Source organism: Actinospineispora eucalypti, assembly GCF_039543365.1.
Classification (GTDB): domain Bacteria; phylum Actinomycetota; class Actinomycetes; order Mycobacteriales; family Pseudonocardiaceae; genus Pseudonocardia; species Pseudonocardia eucalypti.
Genome location: NZ_BAABJP010000031.1, coordinates 16,744 through 28,539 on the forward strand (window position 1 = coordinate 16,744; position 11,796 = coordinate 28,539).

General features: G+C 71.1%; 8 protein-coding genes. All 8 read right to left on the minus strand.

Going from position 1 to position 11,796, the window contains the following annotated elements:
* Window positions 1-29: 29 nt before the first annotated feature.
* The 8 genes from ABEB12_RS27285 to ABEB12_RS27320 all read right to left on the minus strand — a co-directional run bounded on the left by ABEB12_RS27285 (window position 30) and on the right by ABEB12_RS27320 (window position 11,678).
* Window positions 30-3,068 carry a bifunctional [glutamine synthetase] adenylyltransferase/[glutamine synthetase]-adenylyl-L-tyrosine phosphorylase gene (locus tag ABEB12_RS27285; RefSeq protein WP_185065025.1) on the minus strand — a complete coding sequence of 1,013 codons (3,039 nt, stop codon included), beginning with the start codon at window positions 3,066-3,068 and terminating at the stop codon, window positions 30-32.
* A 15-nt stretch (window positions 3,069-3,083) separates the two neighbouring features.
* A complete protein-coding gene (locus tag ABEB12_RS27290; protein WP_185065024.1) occupies window positions 3,084-3,620 on the minus strand; it encodes a YbhB/YbcL family Raf kinase inhibitor-like protein in 537 nt (178 codons plus the stop codon).
* Between the two features lie 90 nt (window positions 3,621-3,710).
* Window positions 3,711-3,956 (minus strand): hypothetical protein, encoded by a 246-nt coding sequence (locus ABEB12_RS27295; protein ID WP_185065023.1) that lies wholly within the window; start codon window positions 3,954-3,956, stop codon window positions 3,711-3,713.
* A gap of 13 nt (window positions 3,957-3,969) precedes the next feature.
* A complete protein-coding gene (locus ABEB12_RS27300) occupies window positions 3,970-5,100 on the minus strand; it encodes an inorganic phosphate transporter (protein WP_185065022.1) in 1,131 nt (376 codons plus the stop codon).
* Window positions 5,101-5,179: 79 nt separating this feature from the next.
* Window positions 5,180-6,523 (minus strand): type I glutamate--ammonia ligase, encoded by a 1,344-nt coding sequence (gene glnA / locus ABEB12_RS27305; RefSeq protein WP_185065021.1) that lies wholly within the window; start codon window positions 6,521-6,523, stop codon window positions 5,180-5,182.
* A 171-nt stretch (window positions 6,524-6,694) separates the two neighbouring features.
* Window positions 6,695-7,756 carry a right-handed parallel beta-helix repeat-containing protein gene (locus ABEB12_RS27310; RefSeq protein WP_185065020.1) on the minus strand — a complete coding sequence of 354 codons (1,062 nt, stop codon included), beginning with the start codon at window positions 7,754-7,756 and terminating at the stop codon, window positions 6,695-6,697.
* Window positions 7,753-9,819 (minus strand): right-handed parallel beta-helix repeat-containing protein, encoded by a 2,067-nt coding sequence (locus ABEB12_RS27315; RefSeq protein WP_185065019.1) that lies wholly within the window; start codon window positions 9,817-9,819, stop codon window positions 7,753-7,755. The genes ABEB12_RS27310 and ABEB12_RS27315 overlap by 4 nt, the downstream gene beginning before the upstream one ends.
* 269 nt (window positions 9,820-10,088) lie before the next feature.
* On the minus strand, window positions 10,089-11,678 hold the full coding sequence (locus tag ABEB12_RS27320) for an alpha/beta fold hydrolase (RefSeq protein WP_185065018.1): 1,590 nt from the start codon (window positions 11,676-11,678) through the stop codon (window positions 10,089-10,091).
* Window positions 11,679-11,796 lie beyond the last annotated feature (118 nt).

Below are 11,796 nucleotides of genomic sequence, written 5' to 3' on the forward strand. Positions count from 1 at the left end.
CACCAACCTAACCGGCCGGGCCACCGGGTTTAGCTGTCGTAGAAGATGCGCTCGACCACGGCGCGGGCCCGCCGGGTGATCCGGCGGTACTCGTCGATGAACTCACCGGGATCTCCACCGGCCGGGTAGCCCAGCGCGCGGGCCACGGCGGCCAGCTCGCGGCCGGACCGGGGCAGCTGGTCGGACGGCTTGCCGCGCACCAGGGTGACCGCGTTGCGGGCCCGGGTGGCCATGGTCCAGCCGGCGGCCAGGGCCTCCGCGTCGGACTCGCCGACCAGGCCGGCCTCCGCACACTCGCGCAGCCCTTCCAGGGTGGACGTGGTCCGCAGCTCGGGCACGTCCGCCGCGTGCTGCAGCTGCAACAGCTGCACGGTCCACTCCACGTCGGCCAGCCCGCCGTGGCCCAGTTTGGTGTGCGTGGCCCGGTCCGCACCCCGGGGCAGCCGCTCCGCCTCCACCCGGGCCTTGATCCGGCGGATCTCGATGACCTTGGCCGCCGCCAGGCCGCCCTCCGGGTAGCGGATCGGATCGATCATTCGCCGGAACCGCTCACCCAGCTCCGCGTCGCCGGCCAGCGGGCGGGCGCGCAGCAGCGCCTGCGCCTCCCACACCTCGGACCATTTGGCGTAGTAGGCGCGGTAGGACTCGGCGGTGCGCACCAGCGGGCCGTTGCGGCCCTCCGGGCGAAGGTCGGCGTCGATCTCCAGCGCGGGGTCCGGGCTCGGCGCGCCCAGCAGCCCGCGCACCCGCTCCACGATCCCGGTCGACCAGCGCACCGCCTCGTGCTCGTTCGCTCCGCCGATCGGCTCGCAGACGTACAACACGTCCGCGTCCGAGCCGTAGCCCAGCTCCGCGCCGCCCAGCCGGCCCATGCCGATCACCGCCAGCCGCGCGCGCGGCTCACCCGGCGTGGCCCGGACCACCGCGTCGAGCGCGGCGCGCAGCACCGCGGACCAGACCTCGCTGAGCGCCGCGCACACCCCGGCCTCGGGCAACAGGCCGAGCAGGTCGGCGATGGCCACCCGGAGCAGCTCGTGCCGGCGCAGCGAGCGGGCCGCCGCCACCGCGGCCGCCGTGTCGTCGTAGCGTCCCACCGTGGTGCACAGCGATGCTGCCACCTCCGCCGGATCCCTGGTGGCCAGCGGCGCCCCTTCGGAGGTGTCCGCGAGCAGCCGCAGCACCTCCGGCGCGCGCACCAACAGATCCGGTACCAGCGCCGACGTGCCGAGCACGAACATCAGCCGCTGGGAGACCGCGCCCTCGTCGCGCAGCAGCCGCAGGTACCACGGGGTGTCGGCGAGCGCCTCGGAGACCCGCCGGTAGGCCAGCAGGCCCCGGTCCGGGTCGGCCGTGTCGGCCAGCTGCTCCAGCAGCACCGGGAGCAGCGTGCGCTGGATGGCCGCCGCCCGGGACACGCCGCCGGTCAGCGCGCGCAGATGGGTCAGCGCACCCTCCGGGGACGCCCAGCCCAGCGCGGACAACCGGCGCGCGGCGGACTTCTCGGACAGCCGCAGCGCCTCGCCGGGCAGCTGCGAGACCGCCTCCAGCAGCGGCCGGTAGAACAGCTTCTCGTGCAGCCGCCGGACCCGCTTGGTGTTGGCCCGCCACTCGGAGAGCAGCACCCCCACCGCGTCCCGCCGGCCGTCCGGGCGCAGCTTCGCCGCCCGGGCCAGCGCGCGCAGCTCGGCGGTGTCCGTCTCGGCCGGCAGCAGGTGCGTGCGCCGCAGCCGGGCCAGCTGGACCCGGTGCTCGAGCAGGCGCAGGAACCGGTAGGAGGCGGCCAGGTTGGCCGCGTCGTCGCGGCCCACATAACCGCCGGCGCCGAGCGCGGCCAGCGCGGCCAGCGTGTTGGGCGAGCGGATCTCCGGGTCGGCCCGCCCGTGCACCAGCTGCAGCAGCTGCACCGCGAACTCCACGTCCCGCAGCCCGCCCCGGCCCAGCTTCAGCTCCCGTTCGGCGTGCTCCGGCGCGATGTGCTCCTCCACCCGCCGGCGCATCGCCTGCACCTCGGCGACGAAGTCGTCCCGGTCCGCCGCCGCCCACACCATCGGGGTGATGGCCTCGGCGTACGCGGCCCCCAGCTCCGGGTCCCCGGCCACCGGCCGGGCCTTGAGCAGCGCCTGGAACTCCCAGGTCTTGGCCCAGCGCCGGTAGTAGCTCAGGTGGCTGTCCAGGGTGCGCACCAGCGCGCCCTGCCGGCCCTCCGGGCGCAGGTTGGCGTCCACCGGGAAGCAGGCCTCCCCGGCCACCCTGGTCAGGGTCGAGGCGAGCCGGGTGGTCACCGGGTCGGCCGGTTCCGCCACGAAGATCACGTCAACGTCGCTGACGTAGTTCAGCTCGTTGCCGCCGCACTTGCCCATGCCGATCACCGCCAGCCGGGGCGCGTCCCCCGGCGGCAGATCGGCCGGCAGCACCTCGGCCAGCGCCACCGCGTGCGCGGCGCGCAGTGCGGCGCACGCCAGGTCGGCCAGCTGGCCGGCCACCACGTCCACGCTGAGCACCGGCAGCTCCGGCTCGCACACGGCGGCCAGGTCGGCGGCGGCGATGTCCAGCAACGCGTCCCGGTAGGCGTCGCGCAGCGCCTGCACGGCGTCCTGGCCGGTCAGCTCGGCGCGGGCGGCGCCGGCCGGGGCCGAGGGGTCCCCGCCGACCGCGCGCAGCAGCTCCTCGGTGCGCTCGGCCGGCCCGGGCCCATCGCCGGTCGGCTCCGGGTCATCGGAGGCCAGCCGGGACCACCGGTCGGGATGGGTGATCAGGTGATCGCCCAGCGCGGTGGAGGCGCCGAGCACGGACACCAGCCGGCCGCGCAGGCCGACGTCCGCGCGCAGCGCCGCCTCGCACGCCGACCAGCCCTTGCCGGCCGCCTCGGCCAGTCGCTCCAGCGCGCGCAGCGCCTGGTTCGGGTCCGCCGCCCTGGCCAGTGCCCACATCACCGGTTCGGCGCCCGGCGCGGGCTTGCCGTCCCGCCACCAGCCCAGCCGGGCGAGGGTCTGCTCGCTCCACGGCTCGGTGAGCCCGAGCCGGACCAGCGAGGCCGACCTGCGCCGCTCGGTTACCGGTTCGGACACTGGTTTGGACACGCCCTAGTGACCGAAGACCCCGACCAGGGTGGCACGGGCCAGGGTGTGGCCGAACAGGTTGAACCCGAGGAACGCCGGCGTGGCGGTTTCCGGCACCTCGAGCTTCGGCACGTCCACCGCGTGCACGGTGAAGTAGTAGCGGTGGTCGCCGTGCCCGGGCGGCGGGCCGGCCCCCACGAAGCCCTTCATGCCCGCGTCGTTGGCCAGGGTGAGCGAACCGGCCGGAAGATCGGAGCCGCCCGGGGCCCCGGCCCCGGTGGGCAGCTCGGTGACGTCGGCGGGGATGTTCAGCACCGCCCAGTGCCAGAACCCGCTGCCGGTCGGCGCGTCCGGGTCGTAGCAGGTGATCGCGTAGCTGTGCGTGCCCTCCGGCGCACCGGACCAGGCCAGCTGGGGTGACACGTCCTCGCCGCCCGGCACGCCGAACGCGCCGCTGCGCTGGCTGGGCGCCAGGGTGCCGCCGTCGGTCACATCGGTGCTGGTGACCGTGAACGACGGCACCTCCGGCAGGAAGTCGTGCGGACCGGGCGGCCTGCTCATTACGTGCCTCTCCTCCTGTGCGGGTACAGCCTGCGCCCGGCAACCTATCGCGTCCGGAGGCGCCCTGCCCAGGAGGAGAGGACCGGACAATCAGGCCACGATCAGGTACACGCCGTAGATCACGACGAGTCCGAACACCACGAAGCAGATACCGGCAACCGCGGTCGCCATCCCCGAGGAGAGCGGCCCGCGCGCCCCCTCGGGGGCATCGCCGTCCAGCACGGCCGAACGCGCCGCGAGGCCGGTGATGCCGAAGGCGAACAGCACCACCAGCGCCACGGTCAGGCCCACACCGATCAGGAACACCTCGAGCAGGGAACCCCAGGCAATGTTCATCGGATGTCTCCCCTCAGACCGTCGCGGCCGGCTGCTCGGCCGGTGAAGGCACGTCGTTGACGTTGCTCGCGGTGACCGGCTGGCGCCGCGAGGCGATGTAGAACCCGAGGCCCACGGCCACGCCGGCGGCAGCGACCAACACGGTGCCGACCACGCCGCGCTCCGCCACCAGGCCGGCCAGCGCACCGACGATCGCGGCGGCCGGCAGGGTGAGCAGCCAGGCCATGACCATCCGCCCGGCCACGCTCCAGCGCACGTCGGCCAGCCGCTTGCCGGCGCCCGCGCCGAGGATCGACCCGGAGGCCACCTGGGTGGTGGACAGCGGGAAGCCCATGTGGCTGGACACCAGGATCACCGCGGTGCTGCTGGTCTCCGCCGTGAAGCCCTGCGGGGTCTCCATCTCGTAGAGGCCCTTGCCCAGCGTGCGGATGATCCGCCAGCCGCCGAGGTAGGTGCCCAGCGCGATCGCCAGGCCGGCGCTGATGATCACCCACAGCGGCGGGGCGGAGCCGCTGGGCAGCAGGCCCCCGGCGACCAGGGTCAGGGTGATGATGCCCATGGTCTTCTGGGCGTCGTTGGTGCCGTGCGCCAGCGAGACCAGCGACGCGGAGACGATCTGGCCGGCCTTGAAGCCCCGGGCCACCACGTCCGGCCGGGACCGTGCGGTGATCTTGTAGGCGCAGAAGGTGGCGGCCAGCGCGGCGAGCCCGGCCACGACCGGCGCCGCGACCGCCGGCACCAGCACCTTGGCCACGACGGCGCCGAACTTCACCGCGTCCGCGCCGGCGGCCACCCAGGTGGCCCCGATCAGGCCGCCGAACAGCGCGTGCGAGGAGCTGGACGGCAGCCCCACGTACCAGGTGGCCAAGTTCCACAGGATGGCCCCGACCAGGCCACCGAAGATCACCGTTGGGTTGATCTTGGAGTCGTCCACCAGCCCGCTGGAGATGGTCTTGGCCACCTCCACCGAGAGGAAGGCACCAACCAGGTTCAGCACCGCGGAGACGGTGACGGCCACCTTCGGCGCCAACGCCCCGGTGGCCACGGAAGTGGCCATGGCGTTCGCCGTGTCATGAAATCCGTTGGTGAAGTCGAAGATCAGCGCGGTCGCCACGACCACGACGATGATCAGTGAGATGTCCACCGGTTTCCCCTCGGACGGGAGTTATCCAATCACCCGGCAGAGTGGAACGCGGAGATGAATTCCCCATGAACAGGGAGCGTCAGAGCACCGGCAGGTACGTGGCGAGTTCGTAGGGGGTCACGTTGCGCCGGTAGGCGTCCCACTCCGAACGCTTGTTGCGCAGGAAGAAGTCGAAAACGTGCTCGCCGAGGATCTCCGCCACCAGCTCGGAATGGTCCATCACGCTGAGCGCCTCGGTCAGGTTCTGCGGCAGGGTTTCGTAACCCATCGCGCGCCGCTCGATCTCGGTCAGCGACCACACGTCGTCACCGGCCGGCTCGGGCAGCTCGTAGCCCTTCTGCACCCCGGTGAGGCCGGCGCCCAGGATCGCCGCGAACGCCAGGTACGGATTGCAGGCGCTGTCCAGGCTGCGGATCTCCACCCGGCGGGAGGAGGCCTTGCCCGGCGAGTACATCGGCACCCGGACCAGCGCGGACCGGTTGGCGTGCCCCCAGCACACCGTGGTCGGCGCCTCACCCCCGATGACCAGCCGCTTGTACGAGTTCACCCACTGGTTGGTGACCGCGGTGATCTCCCGGGCGTGCCGCAGCACGCCGGCCACGAAGGCCTTCCCGGTCTCGGAGAGCTCGTAGGGGTCGCTCGGGTCGTGGAACGCGTTGCGGTCGCCCTCGAAGAGGCTGAAGTGGGTGTGCATGGCCGAGCCGGGGTGCTCGGTGAACGGCTTGGGCATGAACGAGGCGCGCACGCCCTGCGTCATGGCCACTTCCTTGACCACGTAGCGGAAGGTCATGATGTTGTCCGCCATGGTCAGCGCGTCCGCGTAGCGCAGGTCGATCTCCTGCTGGCCCGGCGCGCCCTCGTGGTGGCTGAACTCCACCGAGATGCCCATCGACTCCAGCGTCTCGATCGCGTTCCGGCGGAAGTGCGGCGCGGTGTCGTGGCTGGACTGGTCGAAGTACCCGCCGGAATCGGCCGCCACCGGCGGCCGCCCGTCACTGGGCAGGTCCTTGAGCAGGTAGAACTCGATCTCGGGGTGCACGTAGCAGGTGAACCCGGCCTCGCCGGCCCGGCTCAGCGCCCGGCGCAGCACGTGCCGGGGATCGGCCCAGGACGGCGAGCCGTCCGGCATCGTGATGTCGCAGAACATCCGCGCCGAGTAGTGGTTGCCGTCCGGCGTCTCCCAGGGCAGCACCTGGAACGTGCCCGGGTCCGGCTTGGCCACCATGTCCGACTCGTACACCCGGGCAAAGCCCTCGATCGCCGAACCGTCGAAGCCGATACCTTCGGCGAAGGCCCCCTCCAGCTCGGCCGGCGCGATGGCCACCGACTTCAGGTAGCCGAGCACGTCGGTGAACCACAGGCGCACGAAGCGGATGTCCCGCTCCTCCAGCGTGCGGAGCACGAACTCCTGCTGACGATCCATGTCCGAAGCCTAGGAACGCCGTGTTACATCTATGTTTCCGGCCTGCTCAGCACGGGTTTCGATGCCGAGGACAATCATCACTCGATCGTGGAAATCCAAGGGCCTCTCGGCCTCCCGCCGGGGGTCGGGTCCGTGCGGCGACGGCGGCCAGAACTAGCGGATCTCGACCGGTCAGCTCTCCGGCTTGACGAACTGCTTCGGCGCACCGGAGTCCTTCGCCCCGCCGCATTTCTGGTCCACCGAGACCTCCTTGCCGCCGTTGAAGGTCATGCCGACGAACACGTTGTCGCTGAAGGTGTTGTTGCAGCCCGAGGCCTCCGTGCCCGTGATCACGTGCGTCTGGAAGCCGTCCACCAGGTTCGTGCTGCTGCCGCTCGTGGTGTTGTTGGTGATCTCGTAGTTCGTGCCCTTCACGTCCAGCACCGAGTCGGCGTAGTTCTTCCCGGAGACCGCCGAGCCGTCGAACTTGTTGCCCGCGATGAGCCCGCCGCTGGTCTCCTCCTTGACGTCGATGTTCTCCGCCGTGATCGACTTGAAGGTGTTGTTCAGCGCCTTGTTGTTGTTCGACCGGTCCGGCTTCCCCCCGGACTTCTTGCCCCAGTTGGATTTCGCCGTGCCGAAATAGACCCCCTCACCGAACTCCGGGCTCTTCGTCCCGGTGTTGTGGATCAGCGAGTCCTGCACCACGTTGTCCGAGCTGAAGTTGAGGAAGTGCACCGCCTCCATCTCGGTGTTGCCGACGGACAGCCCGGAGAGCACGGTGTGGTTGGTGCGGTCGGCCATGACGCCCTTCTGTCCCCCGGTCACGCTGAACCCGACCAGCTGCCAGTGGTCGGCGCCGTCCAGGTGCAAGGTGTAGCCGGCGCCGGAACCCCCGTCCAGCACCGCCTTGCGGGAGCCCTTCAGGGTGATCGGGCCGTCCTCCTGCCCGGCCACGTTGGCCACGAACCGGCCGGTGTAGGTGCCGTCCGCCAGTTCGATCGTCTGGCCTGGCTTCGCGCCGCTGAGCGCCTGGCTGAGCGAGCCGGCGTCGGTGACCTTGACGGTGTCGCCGTTGCCGGCGCGAACCGGGACGGACCGCAACGACCCGTTGCCCGGCGCCCGGGGCGCCGACGAACCGCTCTCAGGGGCCGCCTGGTCGGCCGGGGCGGAGGTGCCGGCCCCGCCGTTCGGGTCCGGAACCACGATGATGATCGCGCTCAGCGCGGACAGCACCACACCCAGCCCGGTCACGGCCCGCCCTGCGGCTTCGGGCCCTCGTAGCCCTCTTTCGAGTTCTCCGACATGCCGACGGCGGCCTTGATCCCGCCACCCAGGATGTTGGCCTTGACCTTCGCGCCGGTGGAGTTGATGTCCAGCCCGATCGCCTTGTCGGCGTTGCCCTGGAACTCGTTGTTGTTGATCGTGATGTTCTGGATCGCCTCGATCATCAGCCCCTGCGAGGCGCCGAACTGGCAGTAGTTGTTGCTGATGGTCCAGTTCTCCGACTTGCCGGGACCGCCGCCCCCGTCGCCGACGTCACCCGGCCCCTCCGCCATGATGCACTGGTTGTCGATCTTCTCGCACTTGTTGCCGTCAACGATCAGGTTCGAGGTGGGCGGCCCGCCGCCGCTGGTGAAGGTCTGCATGCAGTCCGCGTGCGCACCGCCGGTGTTGGTGATGTTGGTGATCGTGTTGTGCAGGATCCTGAGGTTGTCGCCGAAGAACCGGATGCCGTCGTAGTCACCGCCGGTGGGGTGGCTCACCGTGTTGTTCTGCACGGTGATGTTCTTCCCCTTGATCTCGATACCCGGAGCCTTCGGCCCCTCCATGGTGAACCCGTCCACCACCACGTTGTCCGCCTCCACGGTGAGGCCCTTGACGGCGGTCTTGCCGTTGCCGATGACATACACCGGCTTGTCGGCGGTGCCGCCCTTCTTGATCTCCAGGCGGGCCGCGCTGGCCTGTCCGGACACGCAGATCCGGTCTCCGGCGGCCGCACCGCTGACCGCCTGGTTCAGCTCGGCGCCGGTGACCTGCTTGGTGCAGTTGACCTGCTTCGGGGTGCTGGCGCCGGGTGGGCCGCCCGGCGCGTCCGCCGGGAGACCCTTCACCGCCCCGGTGCCGCCCGGGCTCCCGGTGCCCCCGCCGGCTCCCCCGGTACCGGTCCCGCCGGTGCCGGTCGACTCGTTGCTGGCCTTCTCGTTGGTGCTCTTCTCGCTCGTGCTCTTCTCGTCGCCGCTCTTCTCGTCGCTGCTCTTCTCGTCGCTGCTCTTCTCGTTGGTGGTCTTCTCGCTGTCGCTGTCCTTGCTGTCGCTGTCCTTGTCGCCGGACTCGCTGTCGCCGCTCGGCTTCCGGGTGGAGCTGGGGCTGGAACGGGAGCCGCCGTTGGAGCTCTCGCCGGACCCGGCGGACGCCCCGTCCGACTTGTTTACCTCGGGCAACACCCGGCCGCCCGACTCCGGACGCGACGTGGGTTCCTCGGTTGCCCGGGGCTTGGCCTGTTCGGTGCTCGGCGTGCTGTTCGAGCCGCCCGGCGGGAGCACCCGCGCGGTCGGCGCCGGCGGCTCGGGCCGTCCGAGGTTCCCGCGCACACAGATCACGTCGTTCGGCCCGGCGGTGGCGAGCGCATCCTTCAGCCCGGCCTCGTCGCTGACCTGCTTGGTGCAGTTGATCTGGGCGATCACCCCGTTGCCGGGGTTGGCCGGCTGGGCCGGGGCGCCCGCGGCGGGGGTCTTGGGGGTCGTCGGGCCGGACTCGGTGTTGGCCGGCGCGCCGCCCGACTCGGTCGTCGCGCCGCCCGTGTTGGTGGATCCGCCGGGCGTGTTCCGGCCGCTCGGTCCGGCGCCCGGGGAGTTGTCCGAGTCCGACGACGTCCCGGATGAGCTCGACGAGTCGCTCGAGCCCTTGTCGCCCTTCTTGTCGTCCTTCTTGTCGCCGGAGTCGGAGTCCTCCGAGTCGGAGTCCTTCGAATCCGAGTCGCCGGAGTCGGAGTCCTTCGAGCCAGAATCCTTCGAGTCGGAGTCGGAGTCCTTTGAGTCCGAATCCTTTGAATCCGAGTCCCCGGAATCCGAGTCCTCGTCGTCAGAGTCCTTTGAGTCCGAGGAGTCGCTGTCCTTGTCGTCGTCGCTGTCCTTCTTGCTCAGCGCGCCGAAGTAGCCGCCGCCGGCCGGGTGCCCCTGCTCCGCGCCCGGCCCGACGACCGCCGTGAGCGTAGCCAGGAAAACCACGATCGCCGTGAACACACCTCCGGCCACGGCAGCCTTGCGCGCCATCCCGCCCTGTTCCAGGCGTAACGGGATCCCGGCGCGTCGCATGCCGAACAGGGAACACCCGTTCGTGGCCGTGCTGAACAGGTTCGGGCATGATCGTGTGCGATCGCAAACGCATTTCCGGGTCGACCACCCGGATGGCAGGCAGGCGCGGCTGAGTGACGTGCCGCTGCCTCGGTGCGCCGTGGCCGATCGTGATCGCCGTCTATGGCGCTTTAGCGTCGATTTTCGAGGCTAAAGCGCCACAAACAGCGATCAATCCGGGGCTACTTCCGGATTCCATGATCATCAGGGCGTCACGGGTGACCCAGAGGTCAGCTGGGCGCCACCTGGCACTGCGCGCCCTCCGCCGGCAGCTTCAGGTCGACCAGGTAGGCGGACACGATGTCGTCCACGCACGGCGTGCCCTGCAGGGCGACGGTGTGCTGTGAACCCTGCACCGACAGCAGCCGGGCGTTCAGCCCCTTGGCCAGGTTCACCCCGGCCTGGTACGGCGTCGCCGGGTCGCCGGTCACCGAGACCACCATGACCTGGGGCAACCCCTGGACGTGCGGCTCGTGCGGCTCGCCGGTGTTGGGCACCGGCCAGAACGCGCAGTAGTCGCGCGCCGAGTTCGGCCCGTGGCCGTCGTCCCGGAACGGGGCGACCTGGCGCGCCCGCTTGTCCGCCTCGAGCACCTCGGCCGGATCGGTGACCGGCTTGTCGTCCACACAGCCGATCGCGGTGAAGGCGTCCAGGGTGAACTGGTACGAGCCGTCCTCCTGGCGTCCCTCGTAGGCGTCCGCGAGGAACATCAGGATCTCGCCCCGCCCGGCCGCCAGGTCGGAGAGGCCGCGCTGCAGCACCGTCCAGTACTGCTCGGTGTACAGCGCCTGGATCACGCCGGTCATCGCGTCGTTGTAGGACAGCTTCCGGCCGTCCGGCAGTGCCACCGGCTTCTCGATCAGGGGCAGGACCAGGCGCTTGTACGCGTCCGTGGCTGCCTTCGGGTCCGCGCCGAGCGGGCAACCGGGCTTGGTCGCGCAGGAGGCGGCGAAGGCCTCGAACGCCTTCTGGAAGCCCTCCGCCTGGGCCACCGCGCGGTCCAGCAGCTTCTGGTCCGGGTCCAGCGCGCCGTCCAGCACCAACGCGCGCACGTTGGCCGGGAACATCTCGGCGTAGGTGTAGCCCAGCCGGGTGCCGTAGGAGTACCCGAGGTAGGTCAGCTTCTGGTCACCCAGCGCGGCGCGCAGGATGTCCATGTCCTTGGCCACGTCCCGCGTGCCGGCGTTGGCCAGCAGCTCCAGCCCGGAGCGCTGCGCGCACTTGTTGTTGTAGTCCTTGTTCTTGCCCTCGATCCGGGCGACGCCGGCCGGGGAGCTGTCCACCTCGACGTCCAGCCGGTCCGCGTCCCGCTCCGGCGGGGCGAAGCACTGGATGGCCGGCTTGCTCGCGCCGACCCCCCTCGGGTCGAAGCCGACCAGGTCGAACCGCTGGCCGATGGCGCCCTGGGAGATGTCCCGGGACATGCTGGCCGCCGCCTCGGTGCCGGAGGCGCCCGGGCCGCCCGGGTTCACCAGCAGCGAGCCGATCCGCCGGTCGGGCTGCGTGGCCTTCTTGCGCAGCACCGCGATCTGCGCGGTCTTGCCGTCCGGCTGGTTGTAGTCCAGCGGCACCTGGAGGTAGGTGCAGTCGAACTGCGGCGAGCTGAACGTTTCCTTGCCGTCCGAGGACGGCGCGAACGGCGCGCAGGGGCCCCAGCTCAGCTTCTGGGCGTAGAACTTGCGCAGGTTGTCCGCCACGGCCGGGTTGACGGCCACGTCGGAGCCACCGCCGGTGGAGCAGGCCACCGCCGGGACGGCGACGGCGGCCAGCGCGACCAGGAGCAGAAGGGGGCGGCGCCAACCCCAGGCTGTGAGCTTCATCGCCCGACAGTCTGCCCTGCCCGTCGACGGGGGTGAAACCGCGGGTCAGTTACCGGCGCGCCTGGCTGACCCGCTGGCCCGAACGTGGGTCGGCGGTGTAGGCCGACCGGGTGCGCGA